Annotated in this window: 18 protein-coding genes; 7 read left to right on the top strand and 11 right to left on the bottom strand. The window is 69.5% G+C overall.

Annotation, left to right across the window (positions count from 1 at the left end; translation table 11 throughout):
- Positions 1 to 39: 39 nt before the first annotated feature.
- On the bottom strand, positions 40 to 669 hold the full coding sequence (leuE, locus tag C1932_RS19655; RefSeq protein ID WP_108763282.1) for a leucine efflux protein LeuE: 630 nt from the start codon (positions 667 to 669) through the stop codon (positions 40 to 42).
- An 8-nt stretch (positions 670 to 677) separates the two neighbouring features.
- A complete protein-coding gene (locus C1932_RS19650; protein WP_108754663.1) occupies positions 678 to 1658 on the bottom strand; it encodes a LysR family transcriptional regulator in 981 nt (326 codons plus the stop codon).
- Positions 1659 to 1750: 92 nt separating this feature from the next.
- Here C1932_RS19650 and C1932_RS19645 point away from each other — a divergent pair, with 92 nt between their 5' ends.
- A complete protein-coding gene (locus C1932_RS19645) occupies positions 1751 to 2758 on the top strand; it encodes a zinc-binding alcohol dehydrogenase family protein (protein ID WP_108763281.1) in 1008 nt (335 codons plus the stop codon).
- Between the two features lie 610 nt (positions 2759 to 3368).
- On the opposite strand, the gene C1932_RS19640 is transcribed toward C1932_RS19645, so the two are convergent.
- Positions 3369 to 3971, bottom strand: coding sequence for a glutathione S-transferase N-terminal domain-containing protein (locus C1932_RS19640; RefSeq protein ID WP_108763280.1), 603 nt, complete (start codon positions 3969 to 3971; stop codon positions 3369 to 3371).
- Positions 3972 to 4015: 44 nt separating this feature from the next.
- On the opposite strand from C1932_RS19640, the gene rmuC reads away from it, so the two are divergent.
- The 3 genes from rmuC (at position 4016) to C1932_RS19625 (ending at position 6632) form a co-directional block, all read left to right on the top strand.
- Positions 4016 to 5560 (top strand): DNA recombination protein RmuC, encoded by a 1545-nt coding sequence (rmuC, locus tag C1932_RS19635; RefSeq protein ID WP_108763279.1) that lies wholly within the window; start codon positions 4016 to 4018, stop codon positions 5558 to 5560.
- A 63-nt stretch (positions 5561 to 5623) separates the two neighbouring features.
- Positions 5624 to 6022 carry a hypothetical protein gene (locus C1932_RS19630; RefSeq protein WP_108754659.1) on the top strand — a complete coding sequence of 133 codons (399 nt, stop codon included), beginning with the start codon at positions 5624 to 5626 and terminating at the stop codon, positions 6020 to 6022.
- A 64-nt stretch (positions 6023 to 6086) separates the two neighbouring features.
- Positions 6087 to 6632: a glutathione peroxidase gene (locus tag C1932_RS19625; RefSeq protein ID WP_108754658.1), complete on the top strand. Its 546-nt coding sequence runs from the start codon at positions 6087 to 6089 to the stop codon at positions 6630 to 6632.
- Between the two features lie 66 nt (positions 6633 to 6698).
- Here the strand turns inward: C1932_RS19625 and C1932_RS19620 are convergent, their stop codons facing one another.
- Genes C1932_RS19620 through C1932_RS19595 form a run of 6 tightly spaced genes read right to left on the bottom strand, consistent with a single transcriptional unit; the run spans position 6699 to position 10789 of the window.
- Positions 6699 to 7703, bottom strand: coding sequence for a VacJ family lipoprotein (locus C1932_RS19620; protein WP_108763278.1), 1005 nt, complete (start codon positions 7701 to 7703; stop codon positions 6699 to 6701).
- A 1-nt stretch (position 7704) separates the two neighbouring features.
- The gene (locus C1932_RS19615; RefSeq protein ID WP_108763277.1) at positions 7705 to 8016 is read right to left on the bottom strand and encodes an STAS domain-containing protein; all 312 of its coding nucleotides are present in this window, start codon (positions 8014 to 8016) and stop codon (positions 7705 to 7707) included.
- Positions 8006 to 8671, bottom strand: a complete 666-nt coding sequence (locus C1932_RS19610) for an ABC transporter substrate-binding protein (protein ID WP_108754656.1) — start codon at positions 8669 to 8671, stop codon at positions 8006 to 8008. The genes C1932_RS19615 and C1932_RS19610 overlap by 11 nt, the downstream gene beginning before the upstream one ends.
- Positions 8668 to 9192 (bottom strand): outer membrane lipid asymmetry maintenance protein MlaD, encoded by a 525-nt coding sequence (gene mlaD / locus C1932_RS19605; protein ID WP_108757579.1) that lies wholly within the window; start codon positions 9190 to 9192, stop codon positions 8668 to 8670. Before mlaD ends, C1932_RS19610 begins: the two co-directional genes overlap by 4 nt.
- Before the next feature lie 59 nt (positions 9193 to 9251).
- Complete coding sequence (locus C1932_RS19600; RefSeq protein ID WP_108751406.1) at positions 9252 to 10001, bottom strand: MlaE family lipid ABC transporter permease subunit; 750 nt, start codon at positions 9999 to 10001, stop codon at positions 9252 to 9254.
- Complete coding sequence (locus C1932_RS19595) at positions 10001 to 10789, bottom strand: ATP-binding cassette domain-containing protein (RefSeq protein ID WP_108763500.1); 789 nt, start codon at positions 10787 to 10789, stop codon at positions 10001 to 10003. The genes C1932_RS19600 and C1932_RS19595 overlap by 1 nt, the downstream gene beginning before the upstream one ends.
- 194 nt (positions 10790 to 10983) lie before the next feature.
- Between C1932_RS19595 and recC the strand changes: the two genes are divergently transcribed.
- Genes recC through recD form a run of 3 tightly spaced genes read left to right on the top strand, consistent with a single transcriptional unit; the run spans position 10984 to position 19828 of the window.
- The gene (recC, locus tag C1932_RS19590; protein ID WP_108763276.1) at positions 10984 to 14325 is read left to right on the top strand and encodes an exodeoxyribonuclease V subunit gamma; all 3342 of its coding nucleotides are present in this window, start codon (positions 10984 to 10986) and stop codon (positions 14323 to 14325) included.
- The gene (gene recB, locus C1932_RS19585) at positions 14322 to 17966 is read left to right on the top strand and encodes an exodeoxyribonuclease V subunit beta (protein ID WP_108763275.1); all 3645 of its coding nucleotides are present in this window, start codon (positions 14322 to 14324) and stop codon (positions 17964 to 17966) included. The genes recC and recB overlap by 4 nt, the downstream gene beginning before the upstream one ends.
- Positions 17963 to 19828, top strand: a complete 1866-nt coding sequence (gene recD, locus C1932_RS19580) for an exodeoxyribonuclease V subunit alpha (RefSeq protein WP_108763274.1) — start codon at positions 17963 to 17965, stop codon at positions 19826 to 19828. Before recB ends, recD begins: the two co-directional genes overlap by 4 nt.
- A 71-nt stretch (positions 19829 to 19899) precedes the next feature.
- Here recD and C1932_RS19575 read toward each other — a convergent pair whose 3' ends face one another.
- A complete protein-coding gene (locus C1932_RS19575; RefSeq protein WP_108763273.1) occupies positions 19900 to 20298 on the bottom strand; it encodes a hypothetical protein in 399 nt (132 codons plus the stop codon).
- A gap of 94 nt (positions 20299 to 20392) precedes the next feature.
- Positions 20393 to 22432, bottom strand: coding sequence for an FUSC family protein (locus C1932_RS19570; RefSeq protein ID WP_108763272.1), 2040 nt, complete (start codon positions 22430 to 22432; stop codon positions 20393 to 20395).
- Positions 22433 to 22434: the final 2 nt, after the last annotated feature.

The raw sequence follows: 22434 nt of genomic DNA, 5'->3' as shown, positions 1-22434 counted from the left end.
CGCGAAGCAGTCGAGCAAGCTCGACTCTACCGGGCTGTCTTACCCGTTCAACCCCAGGCGTATACCGAAGCCGACCAGGAACAGGCCGGCCACCCGGCGCAGCGCCGAACTCACCCGCGGGTGCTGGATCAACCGCCGCCGCGCCAGGTTGCCCGCACCGATCAGCAGCGAGCAGTAGGCCACGCTGACCACGAAGATGATGCCGGCCAGCGCCGCGAACGTGGCGATGCCGTGGTGCGCGGTGGGGTCGATGAACAGCGGCAGGAACGCCATGTAGAACAGGATCGCCTTCGGGTTGAGCAGACTGACCAGAATCGCCTGCTGGAAGTAGCGGCCGGGCTGCATGCGGATCGGGCCGCCATCGCTGCCGTCAGGCTTCGGCGTGCGCAGCAGGCTGATGCCCACCCACACCAGATAGGCCGCGCCCAGGTACTGCACGGCGTGGAACACCAGCGGGTTGGCTTTCAGCAGCGCGGCCACGCCGGCCAGGGCCAGCCACATCAGGATCTGGTCGCCCACCAGCAGGCCGGCCAGGGCGGTGTAGCCACCGCGCACGCCACCACGGCCGGTGGCCGTGAGCAGGGTGAAGGTGCCGGGCCCGGGCAGGGCAAGGAACACCAGTACGGCGAGCAGGAACGTCCACAGGTCCTGGATGCCCATCCACGGCATGGCTTGGCTCATTGTTGTTGCGGGGGGGCGCCATTGTCGGCCACCGCGCTGGCCGCGGACAGGGGGCCGCCGTCGCCAGCGGGCAGGCCGGACAGCAGCGGTTGCAGGTGCTGGTGCAGCTGCGCGTGCAGTTGCCGCACCGCCGGCGAGAATTGCTTGCGGTGCGGGCAGACCAGCTGCAGCGGAATATGGCTGCCCACGCCACCCAGCAGCACCTGCAGGCGGCCTTCCTGCACGTCCTGGCGCAGGTCCAGCCAGGATTTGTAGGTGATGCCTTCACCGGCCACCGCCCAACGCCGCACCACGTCGGCGTCGTCGCAGACCAGTGGACCGCGCACCGGCACCACCACCCGGCGCCCGTCCACCTCGAAGGCCCAGCGGTCGTAGGTGCGTCCCCCGAGCTGGTAGGCCAGGCAGTCGTGCTCGCGCAGATCCTCCAGCCGCGCCGGCACACCGCGCCGCTGCAGATAGGCCGGTGATGCGGCCAGCACGCGGCGATTGCCCTCCAGCAGGGGCAGGGCCACGTAGTTGGCATCGTCGAACTGGCCCAGGCGGATCGCCACGTCCACCGGGTCGCGGAATACATCGGCAACTTCGTCGGACAGCCGCAGGTGCAGGCGCAGCTTCGGATGTGCGGCGCGGAAGGTCGCCAGCCACGGCAGCAGCAGGTTGCGGCCGAAATCCGACGGCGCCGACAACTGCAGGGTGCCGTGTAGTTCGGCCGCGTCGCCCTGCACCCGTGCCTGGCCCTCGCGCAGGGTGGCCAGCACTTCCTGCGCATAGGGCAGGTACAGCGCACCTTCGCCGGTCAGGCGCAGGCTGCGGGTGGTGCGCACGAACAGGCGCAGGTCCAGCTCGCGTTCCAGCCGCGCCACCGCAGCGGCCACCTGGCCAGGCAGCAGGTCGGCCTCGCGCGCGGCCTGCGAGAAGCTGCCCAGGGCGGCGGTGCGGACGAACAGCTGCAGGTCGTCGAAGCGGATCATTTTCATCGCCAGAGTGAAAGTGCTGACTGATTCTGCGCCTTTCCCGGCAGGCGTGCGCGGCGCACGCTGTGCCTTCCTGTCCCCCATTGGATCGCCCCATGCGCGCCATTGCCTACACCCACGCCGGCCTGCCCATCGATGACCCCCAGGCCCTGGTCGATATCGACCTGGACCTGCCCCAGCCCGGCCCGCGCGACCTGCGCGTGGCCGTGCGCGCGGTGGCCGTGAACCCCGTCGACACCAAGGTTCGCCGCAGCGCCGCCACAGAAAGCCCGCGCGTGCTGGGTTGGGATGCGGTGGGCGTGGTCGACGCCGTGGGCAGCGAGGTGACCCTGTTCCAGCCGGGCGACGCGGTGTACTACGCCGGCGTGATCGACCGCCCCGGCAGCAATGCCGAATACCAGTTGGTGGACGAGCGCAGTGTTGGCCGCAAGCCTTCCACGCTGGACGATGCCGCAGCGGCGGCGCTGCCGTTGACCGCGATCACCGCCTGGGAACTGCTGTTTGACCGCCTGCGCATTGCCGAGGGCGGTGGTGAAGGGCAGACCCTGCTGGTGATCGGCGCCGCTGGCGGCGTCGGCTCGATCCTGGTGCAGTTGGCACGCCAGCTGACCCGGCTGACGATGGTCGGTACCGCTTCGCGCCCCGATACCCAGGACTGGGTGTACGCCATGGGCGCCCACCACGTGATCGACCACAGCCTGCCGCTGGCCGAAGGCCTGGCCCGGCTGGGCATCGCCCAGGTGGAACACGTGGCCAGCCTGACCCACACCGACCAGCACTACGCGCAGATCGTGGAGGTTCTGGCGCCGCAGGGCCAGCTGGGGCTGATTGATGACCCGGGCCAACTGGACGTGATGGCGCTCAAGCGCAAGGCGCTGTCGCTGCACTGGGAACTGATGTTCACCCGCCCGCTGTTCAAGACGGCGGACATGCAGAAGCAGCACGATCTGTTGAACCGGGTGGCCGAACTGATCGATGCCGGTGTGCTGCAGACCACGCTGGGCGAGCACTTCGGGCGCATCAACGCGGCCAACCTGCGCCGCGCGCACGCACTGCTGGAAAGCCACCGCGCCAAGGGCAAGATCGTGCTGGAAGGCTGGTGAGGGTTCCGGCCAACGGCTGAGCCCCTGGTGGCTGGGGGTTGGTCGCGGAAAGCGGGTCATGCGCTTGGTCGGGCGGGTGGGTTGCGCGGGGGACGCCGTGAATCCCCCTCCGGGGCCCGGCCCAGCCGCCAGCGGCTGGGCGTTCGGGCGCTTGCGAAGCAGTGCTTCGCAAGCCAAAGCGCCCTCACCCATGGAGGCTTGTCGGCCGCATCCATGCGGCCGACACCCCCGCGCAACCCACCCGCCCGACCTCTGACAGTTCCCGTGTGCGGTCAGCCACGGAAAAGCAAAGAAAGAGCAAAAAGCCGGTCGCTTCGCTCGTGTGTCGACCAAGGTCGACACCTACCAGAGCCGGTCCCGTGCCAACCAAAGCAGAACGCAGTTCCGACAGATCGCGGAAGTCTGTCGATGGCGGGGTGGGTCCGGTTGCGGGGGTATCCGCGCCATGGATGGCGCGGCTAAGCCCGCATGGATGGGTTTACGGCGTCCCCCGCAACCGGACCCGCCCCGCCATCGCACGGATACCCAGCCCTTGACGTTGCTTCAGTCGAGCATGGCTCGACTCTACGGCAGGTGCAGGGCTGCAAGCCCTGCAAAAAACACCCGCCCCTCAGGCAACTCCGTTGTCGACGTGCTCGGCAAACCCTGGCTGTTGCCGCAGGCGCTCGAACCAGGCGGCCACGTTGGCCAGCGCCGGCTTGTTCCCCGGTGTGCAGCGCCAGCGCTGGGTCGACAGCCCCAGCACGATATCGGCCAGGGTGAAGGCATCACCGGCCACGTGGGCATGCTGCGCCAGGTGCGCATCCAGCATCGCCATCAGCCCGTTCCACTGCACCAGGCTGGCCTCCGCCCGCGCATCGTCCGGGTAGTCGGCATGACCACGCACGCGGGCCATGAACACCGCGCGCCACGCCGTGTTCAGATCGGTGGCCTGCCAATCCATCCATTGCTCTACCCGCGCCCGCGCCTGCGGTTGCATCGGCAGCAGATCATCGCGCCCGGCACGCGCGGCCAGGTAGCGGCAGATGCTGTTGGATTCCCACAGCACGAAGTCGCCCTCGCGCAGCACCGGCACCTGCACGTTGGGGTTCAGCCCGCGCAGCAGCTCGGCCGCCGGGGCCACGTGGTGCCGCAGTGGCTGGCCCAGCATGGCCGCCAGCCACAGCACCTTGCGCACGTTGATCGACGTCGGCTTTCCGTACAGTTCCAGCATGGTCAGGCGCAGCGTTTGAGACGGGGCCAGCCTACACTGGCGGCATGCAAACTGAATTCCTCATCGTTGGCGGCCTCCTGCTGGCCATTCTTGTCCTGCAGCTGGTCGCCCTGCTGCGCCGGCCCCCCCATGACCGCCTGGAACAGGCCGTGCGCGACGAGGCCCGCAGTGGCCGCAGCGAACTGCGTGAACAGCTCGATGGCTTCGCCCGCGCGCTGACCGATCTCTCGACCCGCACCGACCAGCGCCTGGACCTGCTGCGCGAAGCGCTGGGCGAAGACGCCCGCAAGGCGCGCGCCGAAGCGGCCGACAGCCAGCAGCGCAGCGGTGCGTTGCTGGGCCAGCGCCTGCAGGAGCTGCGTGCGCAGCTGGAAGTCTTCGGCCAGCAACAGGAAGCGCGCATCCATGCCTTCGGCCAGCAGCTGCAGGAACTGACCACGCGCACCGATACCCAGCTGGGCGCGCTGCGCCAGACCCTGGTGGATGATGCGCGTAAGGGCCGCGAAGAAGGCGCGCAGTCGCAGCAGCGGCTGACCGAAAGCCTGGGCCTGCGCCTGCAGGAACTGACCCAGCGCAACGAGCGGCGCATTGCCGAAATGCGCGCCACCCTGGAAGAGCAGCTGCGCGCGCTGCAGACCGACAACGCGCAGAAGCTGGAACAGATGCGGGTGACGGTGGACGAGAAGCTGCAGTCCACCCTGGAAACCCGCCTGGGGCAGTCGTTCAAGCTGGTGTCCGAGCGTCTGGAACAGGTGCAGCGCGGCCTGGGCGAGATGCAGCAGCTGGCCACCGGCGTGGGCGACCTGAAGCGTGTGCTGACCAACGTGAAGACGCGCGGCAGCTGGGGCGAAGTGCAGCTGGAGAACATCCTGGAACAGACCCTGATCCAGGAACAGTACGCACGCGCGGTGAAGGTGCGCCCGGACAGTGGCGAGATGGTCGATATCGCGGTGCGCCTGCCTGGCCGCGCCGCCGACGATGCACCGGTGTGGCTGCCGATCGATTCCAAGTTCCCGCGCGAAGATTACGAACGCCTGCTGGATGCACAGGAGCAGGGCGACGCCGAACTGGTGCGCGTGCAGGGCGCGCAGCTGGAGCGGGCGGTGAAGATCCAGGCCAAGTCCATCTGCGAGAAATACATCGTGCCGCCGCACACCACCGATTTCGCGGTGATGTTCCTGCCCACCGAAGGCCTGTACGCCGAAGTGATCCGCCGCCCCGGGCTGGTGGACCTGCTGCAGCGCGACCATCGCGTGGTGGTGGCGGGGCCGACCACGGTCACCGCGCTGCTCAACAGCCTGCAGATGGGCTTCCGCACCCTGGCCATCGAAAAGCGCTCCAGCGAGGTGTGGAGCCTGCTGGGCGCGGTGAAGACCGAGTTCGGCAAGTTCGGCGATGTGCTGGACAACGTGAAGGCCAAGCTGGACCAGGCCAGCAAGCAGATCGACCAGACCGGCGTGCGCACGCGGGCGATCGCGCGCAAGCTGCGCGAGGTGGAATCGCTGCCGGCCGAACAGAGCCGGCAGCTGTTGCCCGATGGCCTGGCCGCAGACGAAGCACCCGAAGCCGACGACGCCGGGCAGGGCTGACACACCGTTTGCACCGCGTGGTGCGTATGCTGGCGGCCTCGATTACCGCCAGCAGGTCCAACCATGCGCCTTCGTTTCCTTGCCAGCCTTGTCCTGGGCGTGCTGCTGGCCGCCTGCAGCAGCACCCCGCCGGCGACCGATGCGGCGGCACAGCCAGCCGCCGCCGATACCGCTGAAGCCAGCCAGGCCTACCAGGAAGCCCGCGATGTCGATTGCCGCGCCGCCGGCGGCACCCTGCAGCCGCTGGGCCGCCTGCAGCGCGTGCAGTGCGTGATTCCCTATGCCGATGCGGGCAAGACCTGCAGCGGCAAGCAGGACTGCAGTGGCCAGTGCCTGGCCACCGGCGAAACCGAGGCAGGCGTGGTCGCCACGGGTACCTGCCAGCGCGATGTCAGCCAGAACTTCGGTTGCCGCCAGCGCATCGAAGCGGGCAAGGCACAGGGCACGATCTGCGTGGATTGAGCGCGCGCAGCACGCGCGCGGCGCTATGCTGGCAGACCTTTCCCGCCATTGCCGGAGCACCCGCGTGAGCACCCCGATCCAGGACATTTCCCTCACCACCATCGACGGCCAGCCGTCGTCCCTGGCCGACTACAACGGCAAGGTACTGCTGCTGGTGAACGTGGCCTCCAAGTGCGGCCTGACCAAGCAGTACGAAGGCCTGCAGGCGCTGTACGCCGACAAGCAGGCGCAGGGCCTGGAAGTGCTGGGTTTCCCGGCCAACAACTTCCTCGGCCAGGAGCCGGGCAGTGAAGCCGAGATCCAGCAGTTCTGCCAGCTGACCTACAACGTCAGCTTCCCCATGTTCGCCAAGATCAGCGTGGCCGGTGAGGACATCCACCCGCTGTACCAGCAGCTGACCGCCGCCCAGCCGCAGGCCATCGGCGAAGGTCCGCTGCGCGAGCTGCTGACCGGCAAGGACATTCCCACCCTGCCGGCGCCGGCGGTGCTGTGGAACTTCGAGAAGTTCCTGATCGGCCGCGATGGCCAGGTCATCGCCCGCTTCGCACCGGACGTGGCCGCCGATGATGCGCGCCTGCGCGAAGCGGTCGAGGCCGCCCTGGCCGCCTGACCCCAGGGCAGCAGCCAGAAAAAAACCCCGCCAAGGCGGGGTTTTTTCATGCGCCGGTCGCAGCGATCAGTTGCTCCACTGCGGCATCGGCATGGCATCGACCGGAATGGGCGAATTGGCATCGTCGCTGCCACGCTCGCGCTTGCCACGCAGATCGTTCTCGATCTGGTAGTTGCGGCGCTGCAGCCAGGCATCGCGGGTCAGCGCGTACTCGTCCACTGCGCTGTCGCGGATATCGTCCAGCGCCATCAGCTGTGCGCGGGTGTCCACCAGCTGCAGGCCCTGCAGGCCGATACGCACCTTGTCTTCTTCGATGGTGCGGATGGGCGACAGCGGAATGTCACCGGCCAGGCCGAACACATCGCGCACGGTACGCGGGCCGAAGAACGGCAGTTCCACGTAGCGCGAACGGCGCCAGCCCCAGGCGCCCAGGGTCTGCCCGAAGTCTTCATTGCGACGCGGGACCATGGCCTTGCTGGCCGGATCGAACAGGCCACCGATACCCAGCGTGCTGTTCATCAGGAAGCGACCCAGGGTGTCCCAGGCATCGCCCGGTCGGCCCTGCAGCAGCTGGTTGGTGATGGTCAGCGGCGAACGCAGGTTGCTGAAGAAGTTGCTGACGCCGGTACGGGCAAAGCGCGGCACCACGTGGGTGTAGGCGGTGGCCAGCGGGCGCGCGACGCCACGATCAACCGCGTTGTTGAACGCATGCACCTTGCGGTTCAGCGGCTCCCACGGGTCGTAGGCCGAGGCATCGGCGGTGGTGGCATTGCTGCCATACAGCGCATCGAAGTCGTCATCATCGCCGGCCGCGGCGGTGCTGTTGCCAGCGCTGCCCGCCTGGCCGGCAGGCGGCGGGGCTGCGGTCGCGGCGGTGGCCGGTGCGGCGGTCGTACTGTCAGTGGTCGGTGCCACGTCGGTCGCCGGTACGGCATCGCTGGCCACCGGTTCGCTGGCGGCGGCCGGCACCACGGTGTCGGCCACGGGCGCGTCGCTGCGCGCGGGCTTGCCGGCGCACGCGCTCAGCGCGGCGGCAACAAGAAGAAGGGAGATGGCGCGTACGACGTTCATGTCAGCTCGCAGCAGAAGGTGCGGTGAAATCCAGGGTGGGCGACAGCCGGTAGGCCGCGCTCAGTTCGTTGTAGCCGGCCGGGGCGCCGGCGATGGCCAGGGTATGGCCCTGTGTGCGTGCACGTGCGGCCAGTTCGGCCAGCAGCGCCAGACCGGCGCTGTCCACGCGTTCCACATCGCCCAGTTCCAGCCGTGCCAGCTTGGCGGGCAGGGCCTGCAACTGCGGCCAGAGGGCAATGACCGCGGCGCGGTCCAACACCCCGCGCAGGCGCAGGGTGTCGCCTTCCAGCAGCGCCAGCGGCTTACTTGCCATTGCCCGCGGGCCCGGCCTGCATGCTGCCGCTGCGCAGTTCGCTGGCCACCTGCTTGATGCCCTTCTGGCGCAGCGGCGCGTCGAACTGGTTACGGAAGGTCTGCACGTAGGAGATGCCTTCGATGTTCACGTCGAAGATCTTCCACTGGCCGCCCACATTGCGCATCCAGTACTCCACCGGGGTGCCCTCGGCACCGGCGCGCACCAGTTCGGTGGCCACGCGCACGCCGCGGTTGCCCGGCAGCGGGCTTTCGCCCTTCAGGCGGAAGCTGGGCTTGCCCTGGATGTTCAGCAGGGTCGAGCCGTAGCGCTGCATCAGGCTGTCGGCCATGGCATCGGCGAACAGCTTGATGTCGGCGTCCGAGGCGCCGCGGGCGTGCGTGCCCAGCACCAGGCGCGCGGCGTAGTCGCGGTCGAAGGTGCGGTTGAGCTCGCTGTCGATGTAGCTGCGCAGGCTGGCCGGGTTGCTGCTGAACTCGCTGCGGCGCTGCTGCAGGGTGTTCAGGATGCGGGTGCTGGCATCAATGACCACCTTGCCGGCCTGGCCCTGCGGGGCGGCCACGGCCGGTGCGGTGGACTGCTGTGCCTGGGCCAGCAGCGGGCTGGCCAGCAGCAGCGAGGAAGCGAGCAGGGCCGGGATCAGTTTCGTCTTCATGGTTGCGGTTCCGTTGCAGGCGCGGGGGCGCTCTCGTTGGATTTCGGGTCGGCGCCGCCACCGGCGCCGCCACTGAACATGTACTTGCCCACCAGCTGGATCAGATCGACCGCCGGCTGGGTGAAGACAATCTCGTCACCGGCCTTGAGCACGTCCGGATCGCCGCCCGGCTGCAGGCCGATGTAGCTTTCGCCCAGCAGGCCGCTGGTGAAGATTCCGGCCGAGGTATCCGCCGGCAGGTCCTTGATCTTGCTGTCCATGCGCAGGGTCACGATCGACTCGAACTTCACCGGGTCAAGATCGATGGCGGCCACCTGGCCGACCGTCACACCGCCGATCTTCACCGGTGCCTGCTTGCGCAGCTGGCCCACCTGCGAAAAGCGCGCCTTCAGCTCGTAGCCCTGGCTGCCCCAGCTCCAACGCTGGTTGGTGGAGGCAACGGCCAGCACCATGAGCGAAGCCAGGGCCAGCAGCAGGAATGCGCCGACGGAGAATTCAAGTCTGGGACCGCGGATGGCCATGTGGAATACCTGATCGTCTCTGGGTGGCAGCGCGCCCTGCGCACCGCCGGTGGAAAGGGTTACGTGAACAGCATTGCCGACAGCACGAAGTTGAACATCAGCACCAGCAGCGAGGCGTTCACCACCGCACGGGTGGTCGCCACCGAGGTGCCTTCGATGGTCGGTTCGGCGTGGAAGCCCACATACGAGGCCACCAGCGCGGCGGTACCACCGAAGATGGCCGACTTCAGCATTGCCACGCCGAAGTCGTCCCAGAAGTCCACGCTGTTGCGCAGCGCCGACCAGAACACGCCGTTGTCCAGGCCCAGCACATGCACGGCCTCGAAGTAGCTGGCGCTGATGGCCAGCGAACAGAACACGCCGGTCAGCAACGGCACGGTCAGTACCGCCGCCCAGAAGCGCGGGGCCACGGCCTTGGCCACTGGATCGATGGCCATCAGTTCCAGCGCCTTGATCTGGTCGGTGGCGCGCATCAGGCCCAGCTCGGCGGCGATGGAACTGCCGGCGCGGCCGATGAACAGCAGCGCGGTCAGCACCGGCGCCAGCTCGCGGTACAGCGACAGGCCCAGCAGGGTGGACAGCGCGTCGGCTGCACCGAAGGTGGTCAGCGTGCGGTAGCCCTGCAGGGTCAGCACCAGGCCGACGAAGGCACCGCCGACGGCGATGATCGGCAGCGAGCGCGCGCCGATCTTGTAGATCTCGCGGGTCAGCTCGGCCAGGAAATCACGGGTGGGCAGCGAACCGCGCAGCACGGTCAGCGAGAACAGACCGGCGCGGCCCAGCGAACGGGTGGCTTGCACGAACGGCATCAGGCGACCCTCGCCCGCGGCGCAGCGTCAAAGGGAATGGGGCCGTCGGGCTGGCCGTGCAGGAACTGCCGCAGCAGTGGGTCCTGGCTGGTCTGCAGCGCTTCGGGGCTGCCCTGGAACACCACCCCGCCATTGGCGATGGCGATGACCTGGTCGCAGATCGGCAGGGTCTCGTGCACGTGGTGGCTGACGATGATGCTGGTCAGGCCCAGGCTGTGGTTCAGGCGCTGGATCAGGCTCATGATCACCCCCGAGGCGATCGGGTCCAGCCCGGTCAGCGGCTCGTCGTAGATCATCAGCGGCGGGTCCAGGGCCAGCGCGCGGGCCAGGGCCACGCGGCGCGCCATGCCGCCGGACAGCTCGCGCGGCCAGGCATCGGCCGCGGCCAGCAGGCCGACCGCGTGCAGCTTCATCTGCACCAGCCGGCGCAGCACCGGTGCCGGCAGGCGGGTGTGGGCGCGCAGGGGCAGGGCGACGTTCTCGGCAACGGTCAGGTCGGTCAGCAGGCCATTGCCCTGCAGCAGCACGCCCACGCTGCGGCGCATCTCCAGCAGTTCGGCGCTGCCGTGCGGAATGGGCTTGCCGAACAGGGTGACCTGCCCGGACACCGGGCGCAGTTCACCGGTGAGGGCGGCCAGCAGGGTGGACTTGCCGCTGCCGGACGGGCCGAGCACGGCGGTGATGCTGCCCTGCGGAACCTGCAGCGATACATCGCGCAGGATCGTGCGCCCGCTCCGGTCGATGCGGACGTTGGACAACTGCACCAAGCTGGAGGCGGAAGCCGACATGGGCACCATTAACGTTTTTTCGACAGGGCAGAATCGGGCCAGCCGGCTGAACATAAGCGGACTGGACGGTGCAGTATTGTCGCACGCCGTGCCACCTGCGCGGCCGGGACAATACCCGGGTACCCCGGAACAATCCGTACCGGTGCTGCCGGTACACCATTGAATAGCGGCGGTCGTGCGGCACACTGTGCACGATGAGTGACCCCGGCAACGATTTCCGTCTCTACCATTCCAACTCCCTGGATGTGCTGGCCGCGCTGCTGGCGCGCAACGTGCGTGCGCCGGTTCCCGGCCAGCCGCTGCTGGCCCCGGAGGTGGTGCTGATTCCCCAGGTGGCCATGCGCCGCTGGCTGCAGGCCACCCTGGCGGCCGAGTATGGCGTAGCGGCGAACCTGGAGTTCCTCACCCCGGGCGAGTTTGTTGCCCGCGCCCTCAACGCGAACGTGCCCGGCGAAGCCGACGACCTGGACGCGGCCGGGCTGCACTGGAAACTGTACAGCGCCCTGCGCGATCCGTCGCTGTTGGCCCTGCCGGCGATGCGTGCGCTGCAATCCTATCTGGCCGGGGGCGACACGTTGAAGCCGTGGGCGCTGGCTGGCGAACTGGCCGCGGTATTCGAGAAGTACCAGGCCTGGCGCCGCGACTGGCTGCTGCGCTGGGATGCCGGCGCCGACCCGGACGATCCGCAGGCGATCCTGTGGCGGACCATCGCCCATGGCCAGGGGTACCGCGCGCGGCGCATCCAGGACTACCTGGACCGCTACGAAGGCGCGGGCAAGCCGCTGCCGCAGGGCCTGCCGCCACGCCTGTCGGCTTTCGCCACGTTGAACATCTCGCCGGACGTGCTGCGGGTCATGGCCACCCAGTCGCGGGTGGGCGAGCTGCACTTCTATATGCCAACCCCGGTGCAATCGTACTGGGGCGACCTGCAGACGCTGGCCGAGCGCCTGCGCAGCGGTGCGCCGGACCCCTTCGGCGAAGCCGCCGGCGAAAACCGCCTGCTGGAAGCGTGGGGCGCGGCCGGCCGCGACTTCATGGCGGTGCTGGGCAGCTACGAGGTGGTGCATCCGGCCGGCGAGATCGCCGCCTATTCCGACCCGGAAGAAGACACCCGGCCCACGTTGGCCGAAGGCGGCCTGGCCGACAGCCTGCTGCACCGCCTGCAGCGCGACCTGTTCCACCGCCGCGCGTTGCCGTCGGGGGAACTGCGCGATGGCCTGCACAGCGATGACCCGAGTCTGCAGGTGCACGCCTGCCACACCCGGCTGCGCGAACTGCAGGTGCTGCACGACCAGCTGCGCGCGCTGCTGCAGGACCCGCGCTACGATCCCCCGCTGCAGCCGCGCGACATCGCCGTGCTGGCGCCGGACATCGACCCCTACGTGCCGTACCTGGAAGCGGTGTTCGGCGGCCGCAGCGGCGAAGAAGACCACATTCCCTATGCATTGGCCGACAGCAGCCCGCTGGCCGGTGAGCCGCTGGCCGATGTGTTCGTGCACCTGCTGGGCCTGCCGGTCTCGCGTTTCGGCCTGAACGAGATCCTGGATCTGCTGGCCAGCGCGCCGCTGGCCGAGGCCGCCGGCCTGGAAGCGGTGGATTTCGACCGCCTGCACGGCTGGCTGCAGCAGGCCGGCGCGCGCTGGGGCATCGATGCCAACCACCGCGGGCAGATGCAGGCGCCGCGCGATGACGCCTATACCTGGCAGTTCGCGCTGGACCGGCTGCTGCTGGGCCACGCCACCGGCAGCGACGTCGATCTGGCCGGTGTGGCGCCGTGGACCGAACTGGAAGGCGGCGCGCTGGACGCGCTGGACCGGCTGCTGCGCCTGTTGCGTGTGCTGGCGGTGTACCAGCGGCGGCTGGGTGACACGCTCACCCCGGCACAGTGGCGCCAGCGTCTGCTGGCCCTGCTCGATGCGCTGCTGCCCGAAGCGCCCACCTCACCCAACAGCCAGCGCGCACTGGAGCGACTGCGCAAGCTGCTGAACCAGTTCGCCGACGATGCCACCCGCGCCGGCTTCGAAGAGGGTGTGCCACCGGAGGTGGTGCGTGCGCACTTCGCCGGTGCGCTGTCCGAAGCCGATACCCGCGCGCCGCTGCTGACCGGTGGCATCAGCTTTGGCCGCATGGTGCCGATGCGCCTGCTGCCGTTCCGGGTGATCTGCGTGCTGGGCCTGAACGATGGCGACTTCCCGCGCCGCGACCCGGCTGCGGGCCTGAACCAGCTCACCGCCGAACTGGATACGCCGCGCCGCCGCCCGGGCGATCGTTCCACCCGCGAGGATGACCGCTTCCTGTTCCTGCAGCTGTTCGCCGCCGCCCAGGACGTGTTCTATCTGAGCTACCTGGGGGCGGACCCGCGCGATGGCAGCGTGCGTGAACCTTCGGTGCTGGTCAGTGAACTGATCGACGCCGCGGCCGCCTACCACCAGGACCCCGCCACGGCCACACGTGACTTCACCGTGCGCCACGCGCTGCAGCCGTTCTCGCCGGCCGCGTTCGGCGAAGGCGATGGGCGCCGCTTCAGTTACCGCCGGCAGTGGCACCCCGCGGCCGGGCGCCTGTCCGGCCAGCGCAGTGGACTGCCCGCGTGGTTCGACGCGCCGCTGCCACCGCCGCTGGACGATGCGGTGGAAGCGGAGGTGGCACTGGATGCGCTGCGCCGCTTCCTGTGCGACCCGGCCGGACAGTTCCTGGCCCAGGCCCTGGGCCTGCGCCTGGCCGACGAGGTCGACGAGGTGGATGACCTGGAACCGCTGGTGCTGTCCTCGCGCGGGCCGGACAAGCGCAGCGTGCAGGCCGCCGTCGTGCGCGCCACCCTCAGTGGCGATGCCGAGCCGCTGTACCCGCGCCTGCGCGCGCGTGGTTTGCTGCCGTCCGGTGCGCTGGGCGAACGCCAGTTCGAAGCCGAACAGCTCAAGACCCGCCCCTATGCCAGCGCGATGCTGGGCTGGATGCGGGGGCAGCCGTTGGAAAGCCGTCGCTACGACGTGGACATCGATGGCGTGCGCCTGCACGGCCGGGTGGCCGACCGCCACCCGGAGGGCCTGGTGCGCCTGCGTGCCGGCACGCTCAACGGCAACGCGGTCATCCGCCAGGGGCTGGATTGGCTGCTGGCCAATGCCGCCGGCGATGCGCTGCCGCTGGTGCAGTTCCACGATGGCGGCGACGCCGGCCCCGGCCCGCACCTGCTGCCCGCGCTCAGCGTGTCCTCGGCGCGCGCTGCCCTGCGTGCGCTGCTGCAGCTGCGCCAGCGCGGCCTGCGCGAGCCGCTGCGCTTCGCCCCGTACACCGGCTGGGTGCTGTTCACCGCGCCCGTGGAAAAACAGCGCAGCGAAGGCTGGAAGCAATGGCACGGCAGCGACCGCAGTTGGGGCGAAGCGAACAGCGATGCCTGGCAACTGCTGTTGCGGGGTGCCGATCCCTTTGCCGATGACGACAGCTATGCCGATCTGCTGCGCAACAGCCAGATCGTGTTCGGTGCGGTACGTGACGGGCGCGGTCCCGCTGGCACCAGCAAGGAGGCCGACGCATGAATGCCCCCGTTGATCCCTACCTGCTGCTGCCGCTGCACGGTATCGGCCTGATCGAGGCCAGCGCCGGCACCGGCAAGACCTTCACCCTGGCCACCCTGTTCACCCGCCTGGTGGTGGAACAGCGCCTGCGCATCGGCCAGATCCTGGCGGTGACCTTCACCGATGCGGCCACCCAGGAACTGCGCAAGCGCATCCGCGAGCGCCTGGCGTTGGCCGCGCGGCTGGTGGACCTGCCGCCGGCCGCCGACGAGGCCCACGACGCGCTGCTGACCCGGCAGGTGCTGCAGCGGCACCTTGATGGCGGCAGCGAAAGTGCGGCCGCCCTGCAGCGCCGCCTGCAGGTCGCCGCCGACGAGATCGACCTGGCTTCGATCTTCACCATCCATGGCTTCTGCACGCGCGTACTGCGCGAATACGCACTGGAAAGCGGGCATACCTTCGATCCGCCGGAACTGCTGGCCAGCGACCGCGAACTGCTGGAGGAACTGGCCGCGGACCTGTGGCGCGTGCATGCCAACGACCCGGCCACGCTGGAGCCGTTGACCTGGCTGTGGTCGCACCCCGATGCGCTGGCGTCGGACCTGCGTGCGCTGCTGGCCTCGCCACCGCTGCACCCGCGCCCGCAGGTGGTGGCGGTGGACGACCCGCGCCCGGCCCTGCAGAGCGCGGCGGCAGAACTGTCGCTTGCCGTGCGCGAGCATGGCGAACAGTTCTTCCTGGATCTGTGCGAAGCGGTCGACAACAAATGGATCAATGGCGTGTCCTACAAGCTGGGCTGGCTGCACCCGCTGGGCCGGCAGCTGCTGGCCTGGGGCGAGCGCGGGGATGCCACCGAACTGCTGTCCAGCGAGCGTCTGCCGGCCCTGCTGCCCGATGCGCTGGCGGCCAAGACCAACAAGAAGTGCGTCGATCGCACGCCGTCTTCGCCGCTGCAGGCACCGCTGCAGCGCTACGTGGCGCTGCTGGACCAGCGTGAGCAGTGGCTGCGCGGCACCGCGCTGAACTTCCTGCATGCGCTGCGCGAGGAGGCCGCCCAGCGTCTGGCCGCACTCAAGCGCACGCGCCGGGTACAGACCTACGACGACCTGATCGACGGCGTGGCCCAGGCGCTGGAGGGGCCGCAGCGGCTGGACCTGGTGCGCAAGCTGCGCCAGCAGTACCGCATCGCCCTGGTCGATGAGTTCCAGGACACCGACGATCGCCAGTGGGGCATCTTCCACACCGTGTTCGGTGATTCGGCCGAGGTGCAGACCCTGGGCCTGGCACCGGCGCTGTTCCTGATCGGTGACCCGAAGCAGGCCATCTACGGTTTCCGCGGCGGTGACATCCACACCTACCTGAAGGCCAAGCAGGCCGCGCAGCCGGCGCCGCCGCTGGACCAGAACTTCCGCTCGCGGCCCGCGGTGCTGCGCGCACTGCAGGCGCTGTATGACAACGGCGGCGACGAGGCCTTCCTGGAAGCGGGCATCGGCTTCGAGCCGGTGCGCCCCGGTGGCGTGCGCAGCGATGACGATTACCTGCGTGAGGGTGCAGCGGCACCGGCACTGACCCTGCGCGTGCTGCGCAGTGACGGCGACAAGGCGCTGGGCGCCGACGCCTCGCGCGCGGCAGCGACCCAGGCCTGCGTGGCCGCCATCCACCAGACCCTGGTCGACGCCCGCGCCGGCGCGGCGGTGCTGCGTGGCCGGCCGGTGCAGCCCGGTGATATCGCCGTGCTGGTGCGTTCGCACCGCGAGGCAACGCTGGTGCAGCGCGCGCTGGCCGCGGTGGGTATTCCCGCCGTGGCCGCCGGCAAGCAGAGCCTGTTCGCCACCCGCGAGGCCCGCGATCTGCGCGCGTTGCTGCTGGCCTTGCTGCAGCCGGCCGACGAAGGGCGGCTGCGCGCCGCGCTGGCGACCGTGCTGCTGGGCCAGCCCGCCAGCGCGATCGCCAGCATGGAGCGCGAAGGTGACCTGCAGCGTGGCTTCCAGACCCAGCTGCTGCATTGGCGCGAGCGTTGGCAACGCGGCGGCCCCTTCGCCGTGGTGGCCGATGTCTGTGCCGCGCAGGGCGAACGCCTGCTGGCCCTGATCGATGGCGAGCGCCGGCTGACCAACTACCTGCAGCTGGGCGAACTGCTGCAGGAGGCCTCGGCGCAGGCACTGGGCATGCATGGCCTGCTGGACTGGCTGCAGGGGCAGATGGTCCATGCCGACCAGAACGACGAACAGCAGCTGCTGCGCCTGGAGTCGGATGCGCGGCGGGTGCAGATCATCACCCTGCACAAGAGCAAGGGCCTGGAATACCCGCTGGTGTACCTGCCGTTCGTTGGCATCGACGGCGGCGCGTCCAACAACGCGGCGCACTGCACCGTGCACGTGGACGGCCAGCGCCAGCTGCACTGGAAGCTGGACAAGGACGAGGCCTGGGAGGCCGCCAGCGGCCAGCGCGAACGTGAGCAGCGTGCCGAGGACGCCCGCCTGCTGTACGTGGGCCTGACCCGCGCCGAGCACGCGCTGTGGATCGCCATCGGCGACCTTGCCGGGTTGGGCAAGACCCGCCTGGCACCGCTGCTGGGCGATCTGCAGACCCTGCGCACGCATGCCGACGTCTGCATCGACGACAGCGCGCCGGTGCTGCGGCTGCCGCAGTTGCCGGCGGAACAGGAAGGTGACCTGCCGGCCGTGCGCAGCCTGACCCGGCGCGTACCACACGACTGGTGGGTCTACAGCTTCACCCAGCTCGCGCACGCCGATGCCGGCAACGATGTCGAAGCGGCCGCCACTGAACTGCCGGCACCGGCCGCCGACGAACCTGCCGGCGCCGAGCTGCCACTGGAACCGGCCTTGCCCGAAGCGGCCGCCGCCGATGCCGATAGCGTGCCGCCGGACCCGCGCTTCATGGGCAGTCGTTTTGGCAACGTGCTGCATGAGGCGCTGGAAAACGTCGATTTCGCCGTGTGGGGTGGCTGGACACCGGACCAGCCCGCGCCCGAAGGGCAGGCCGCGCTGCTGCGCAAGGCGTTGCACGATGAAGGCTATGCCGATCAGGATCTGGACGATGGCGTGGCCGTGCTGGTGCCGCTGGTGGGCCACACGCTCACCGTTGGCCTTCCCGAGGGTGGTGCCCTGCACAGCCTGGGCGAGGGCGAACGCCGCGCCGAGATCGAGTTCCACTTCGCCATCGAGCCGACCAGTGTGCCGGCGCTGCTGCAGCTGCTGCACGCCCATGGCATTGCCAGCGCACGCCGTGGCTTTGGCCTGCGCCGCCGGCTGGAAGGGCTGATGACCGGCAAGATCGACCTGACCTATGTACGCGATGGGCGCTGGTACGTGCTCGACTACAAATCCAACCGCTTGCCGGGCTACAGCCCGGACTTGCTGCAGATCGCCATGCGCCACAGCGAATATGACCTGCAGGCGCTGATCTACACCGTGGCCCTGCACCGCTGGCTGCGCTTCCGCCTGGGCCGCGCCTACGACTACGCGCGTGACATGGGCGGTATCCGCTACCTGTTCTGCCGCGGCCTGGACGGCAATGGCAACGGGGTCCATGTCGACCGCTTCGCACCCGAGCTGGTGGATGGGTTGGACGCCCTGTTTGCCGGTGGCGACGCTGCCCATGCCGAACTGGCCGCGCGTGCCATCGGAGCCAGCGCATGAGCACCAGTCTGCTGAAACAGCTGTACGTGGGCCGCCACCTGCGCACGCTCGACCATGCCCTGGCCACCAGCCTGCTGCGGTTGCGCGACGATACGCCCGATGCCGTGGCGGTGGCTGCGGCGCTGGCCTCGCTGGCGGTATCGCAGGGCCATGCCGGTTTCGACCCGGCGCAGCCCGGTCGCCTGATCGAGGGCGTGGCCGCGTGGCCGCCGCCGCCGCAGTGGCTGGCCCAGCTGCAGGCCTCGCCCTGGGTGGCACAGCCCGATGACCCGGATGCCGCTGCCGCCGAGGCACCGCTGGTGCTGGAAAACGGCCTGCTGTACCTGCGCCGCTACCGCGAATACGAGCGGCAGCTGGCCGCCGGGCTGCAGCGCATCGGCCGGCACCCGCTGCCGGCGCCGGACATGGCCGCGCTGGCGCCCCTGTTCGCACGTCTGTTCCCCGCCGCCGCCACGCAGGAAGACCACCAGGCACGTGCGGCCGGGGTGACCCTGCGCCACCCGCTGGCGCTGGTCACCGGCGGCCCCGGTACCGGCAAGACCACCACCATCGCCCGTCTGTTGCTGCTGCTGGCCGCGCAGGCCCTGCAGGCGGGGCAACCGGCGCCGCAGGTGGCCCTGGCCGCACCCACCGGGCGTGCCGCCGAGCGCATGGCCGAAAGCCTGCGCCTGGCCGTGCAGCGGCTGCAGGAAGCAGGGCTGGACCCGGCGCTGTGTGCGGCATTGCCGAGCACCGGCACGACCTTGCATCGCCTGCTCGGCGTCATTCCCGATTCGCCGCGCTTCCGCCACCACGCCGACAATCCACTGCCGGTGGATGTGGTGGTGGTGGACGAAGCCTCGATGATCGATCTGCCGCTGATGGCCAAGCTGGTCGATGCCATTGCCAGCGGTACACGGTTGATCCTGCTGGGCGATCCGGACCAGTTGCCCTCGGTGGAAGCTGGCGATGTGCTCAGCGCGATCCTGCGCGCCAGTGGTGATGGCACAGGCACCCGTGTCGACGACGCGCAGGCCCTGCACGGCCTGCTGGCCGCGCCCACCCTGCAGCCGCAGGCACCGCCACGCGCCTTCGCTGGCCGCCGCGTGCAGTTGCAGCGCGGCTATCGGCAGAGTGATGCGCTGCAGCTGGCACCGCTGGCCCAGGCCGTGCGCGACGGTGACAGCGGCGCCGCCCTGGCCCTGCTGCGCGACGGCAGTCTGTCCGGGGTCAGCTTCCACGAACACGATGCCGATCCGCTGCGCGGCCAGCGCGAGCACCTGCTCTCGCATTGGCGAGCGCTGGCCGAGGCCGACGACCCCGGCCGCGCGCTGCAGCAGGCCGGTCGCCTGCGCGTGCTCACCGCACTGCGCGAAGGCCCGCAGGGCGCGCGCGGTCTCAACAGCCGCATTGAACAGCTGCTGGCCGGCAACACGCCCGGCTACTTCCAGGGCCGTCTGCTGCTGATCACCGAAAACAGCTATCGGCACCGGCTGTTCAACGGTGATATCGGCATCTGCCTGCGCGACCCGCAGGGTGCGATGGCCGCCTGGTTCCCCGGCGACACGCTCGACCAGCCCCGCGCCTTCCATCCGGCCGCGCTGCCCGCGCACGAAAGCGCCTTCGCGATGACGGTGCACAAGGCTCAGGGTTCGGAATTCGATGAGGTCTGGCTGCAGTTGCCGCGGCAGGACAGCCGCGTGCTGTCGCGTGAACTGGTCTACACCGGCCTGACCCGCGCCCGCCAGCGCCTGCACCTGGCCGGCAGCGAAGAGGTGCTGGTGGCGGCGCTGAAGCGCCACGCCAGCCGCCTGGGCGGCCTGGCCTGGCGGCTGGGTGCAGAAGCGGGGTCGGATCCCGTTCCCGACGGGAACGGGCTCTGACCCCATCGCGCCGAAGACGTTGACGTTGATGTTGATTCGGCAGGTGCAGGGCGCAGCCCTGCCGCCCCCCGTCATTCCGCGATCAGCACCAGGCCATCGGGGAAGACGATCGCGGCTTCATCGGCGCTGAGATCGAAGAAGCCCACGCCGTGCTGCTCGGCCAGGTCCTGCACGCGGCCATGCGCGCGCTCGGCCACCGAGTAGGCGAAGGCACCGTAGATCACCTGCCGGCCGATGCTGTAATCAGTCACTTCGGCGCGGTCGTCATCATCGTTGCTCAGCGGGCCGTTCATCGGTGGGAATTCCCGCGCCATGTCCGCAAACCAGGCCTGCAGCGCCGGGCTGCTGACCGCCGGGTCGTCGTACTCGTGGTTCTCGCCCCACTGCACCTGCTTCTCGAACCAGGCGATGAAGGCCGCCGCATCGCGTGGCGCCGCGCTGGCCTCGAAGACCATCATGTCGTAACTCATTGAACCGTCCTGTTGCAGCGCCGGGGTCGGATCCCTCTCCGCAGGAGAGGGCTCTGACCCCATCGCAGGGTCTGTGGCTGCACAGGGTATCGCGCTACGGCTGTCCGGCCGCACTCATCGCCACGCCCGGTGCCAGCGCCTTGGCTTCGGGGAACAATGCGAAGCGCACGCCGATCAGGCCCATCAGCGCTTCATCGCGCGCCTTGCAGGCGGCCACGCTGCCCACGCGGCCCAGCGAGGCATCCAACCGTTCGCGCAGCGCTTCGCTGGCGGCGATGGGTCGACGTGCCGCCACCTGGCGCCGGTAGTGTGCGGCCAGTTCTTCCAAGATGTGTTCCACCGCTTCGCGGCTGCGTTCCGGCAGTTCCAGCCGGGCACGGCGCAACTGCAGGATGTTCAGACCGATGCGCGCCTCGTTGAGCATGTCCACCGAGGCGATGTCGCTGCCTTCCGGCGTTGCCGCCAGGCGCGGCGCCAGCAGACCCAACAGATCCAGCATGCGCGCGGCGAAGCGCTGGCGATCCTGCTGGCCGCGCCCTTCGGCGGCCTCGGCCAGCGTGGTCCAGCCTTGCCGCACCAGCCGGCGCGCGGTCCATTCGGCACCCACCGAACGGAACAGGCGGGTCATCACCACGGCAAAGCCAATACCGATGAACATCGCGATGGACGAGTTCAGGAAGCTCTGGATGTTGGCGCTGTAGGTGTTCTGCAGGCTCAGCAGCGCGGCCAGGTTCACCGTCAGCGGCAGCGCGAACAGCGCACTCTTGGGGTGGTGCAACAGCAGGCCCAGCGGCAGGAACGCCACCGCCAGCACCAGCGCCAGCAGGCCGAAGTCGTGCACGGCCGGGAATACGCCGAACAGATACACGCCGGCCACCAGCGAAGCGACGATGGCCCAGACCAGGAACGAGACCATGCTCGGCGCCGGATCATCCTGTGCGGCGAAGAAGGCCGCCGTGACCGCCGCCATCATCGCGCCGTTGCCACCGCCCTCCCAGCCCAGGCCAATCCACAGCACGCAGTAGCTCATCAGGGCCACGCCGGCGCTGAGCGCGGAGAACAGCGCCATGCCGTAGTCCACGTGCTTGTCGGTGGCCACGCGCTCGGTGCGGATGCGGTAGTGCGCGCGGTCCAGCGGTGCGGTGCCGTGGTCGATGGCGTGCTGCAGGGTGCGGCAGTCCTGCCACAGGTCCACCAGCTCCTCCAGGCGCAGCAGCAGGCTGGCCAGCTGCAGGTGCTGCAGGTCGCGGTCCACCTGCGGCTTCAGGGCGCTGATGCGGGCGTGCAGGCGCGCGTAGTCGCTGGCGCTGGCAGGGGTGTCGATCCACGCGCGGATATCGTCCACCAGTTCCGGCAGGCCCTGCGGCAGTACCTGGCCGTGGCTGCGCAACGCGCTCAAGCGGTCGGCAATGGACGACAGCACCGGCAGCAACAGCAGCATGCGCTCACGCAGCCGTTCCATCGAAACGGCGGAGCCGGCATGGCGTGGATCGTCGCGGCGCAGGAACTCGATCAGGGCCTCGAACTGCACCAGATCGGCGGCCAGCCGGTTGCGCGGTGCATGCGCGCGGCCGCGCTCCAGGATCTGCCGGCACCACTGCGCGGCGTCTTCCATCCAGTTGTTGATGCGCCCGCGCAGCATCGGCCGCACCGAGGCGGGGAACAGCAGCGAAGCGAACAACACCGCCACCACCGTGCCCAGGATGATCTCCTCACTGCGCGCCACCACCGTGTCGAAGATGGTTTCCGGTGAGGTGACGGCCGGGAAGCCGATGAAGGCGGTGGTGTAGCCGGCCAGCAGGAACGCATAGCCGCGTGGGCCGCGGTTGAGCAGGGCCAGGAACAGGCAGGCGGCCAGCCAGAGCGACATCGCCGCGCTCAGCACCATCGGCGTTTCCACCAGCGCCGGCAGTACCAGAAGGGTGGCCAGGCCGGCCACCAACGTACCGACAATGCGGTACACGCCCTTGGCCCGGGTCGGGCCCAGCAGCGGCTGGCTGACGATGTACACCGTGCCCATCGCCCAGTACGGGCGGGACAGGTTGCCGGCCATGGCGATATACAGCGCGGCGATCGCGGCCAGGTAGGTCTTGATCGAAAACAGCCAGGCCTGGCGGTCGGTCAGTCCGTCCATCG

It is taken from the genome of Stenotrophomonas sp. YAU14D1_LEIMI4_1, from assembly GCF_003086815.1.
GTDB lineage: Bacteria > Pseudomonadota > Gammaproteobacteria > Xanthomonadales > Xanthomonadaceae > Stenotrophomonas.
This window is presented reverse-complemented; position numbering and strand designations above follow the sequence as displayed.

Coding starts and splice junctions, on each gene's coding strand:
- leuE (WP_108763282.1), bottom strand. CDS start 669: ATGCCGTGGATGGGCATCCAGGACCTGTGGACGTTCCTGCTCGCCGTA.
- C1932_RS19650 (WP_108754663.1), bottom strand. CDS start 1,658: ATGAAAATGATCCGCTTCGACGACCTGCAGCTGTTCGTCCGCACCGCC.
- C1932_RS19645 (WP_108763281.1), top strand. CDS start 1,751: ATGCGCGCCATTGCCTACACCCACGCCGGCCTGCCCATCGATGACCCC.
- C1932_RS19640 (WP_108763280.1), bottom strand. CDS start 3,971: ATGCTGGAACTGTACGGAAAGCCGACGTCGATCAACGTGCGCAAGGTG.
- rmuC (WP_108763279.1), top strand. CDS start 4,016: ATGCAAACTGAATTCCTCATCGTTGGCGGCCTCCTGCTGGCCATTCTT.
- C1932_RS19630 (WP_108754659.1), top strand. CDS start 5,624: ATGCGCCTTCGTTTCCTTGCCAGCCTTGTCCTGGGCGTGCTGCTGGCC.
- C1932_RS19620 (WP_108763278.1), bottom strand. CDS start 7,703: ATGAACGTCGTACGCGCCATCTCCCTTCTTCTTGTTGCCGCCGCGCTG.
- C1932_RS19615 (WP_108763277.1), bottom strand. CDS start 8,016: ATGGCAAGTAAGCCGCTGGCGCTGCTGGAAGGCGACACCCTGCGCCTG.
- C1932_RS19610 (WP_108754656.1), bottom strand. CDS start 8,671: ATGAAGACGAAACTGATCCCGGCCCTGCTCGCTTCCTCGCTGCTGCTG.
- mlaD (WP_108757579.1), bottom strand. CDS start 9,192: ATGGCCATCCGCGGTCCCAGACTTGAATTCTCCGTCGGCGCATTCCTG.
- C1932_RS19600 (WP_108751406.1), bottom strand. CDS start 10,001: ATGCCGTTCGTGCAAGCCACCCGTTCGCTGGGCCGCGCCGGTCTGTTC.
- C1932_RS19595 (WP_108763500.1), bottom strand. CDS start 10,789: ATGTCGGCTTCCGCCTCCAGCTTGGTGCAGTTGTCCAACGTCCGCATC.
- recC (WP_108763276.1), top strand. CDS start 10,984: ATGAGTGACCCCGGCAACGATTTCCGTCTCTACCATTCCAACTCCCTG.
- recB (WP_108763275.1), top strand. CDS start 14,322: ATGAATGCCCCCGTTGATCCCTACCTGCTGCTGCCGCTGCACGGTATC.
- recD (WP_108763274.1), top strand. CDS start 17,963: ATGAGCACCAGTCTGCTGAAACAGCTGTACGTGGGCCGCCACCTGCGC.
- C1932_RS19575 (WP_108763273.1), bottom strand. CDS start 20,298: ATGAGTTACGACATGATGGTCTTCGAGGCCAGCGCGGCGCCACGCGAT.
- C1932_RS19570 (WP_108763272.1), bottom strand. CDS start 22,432: ATGGACGGACTGACCGACCGCCAGGCCTGGCTGTTTTCGATCAAGACC.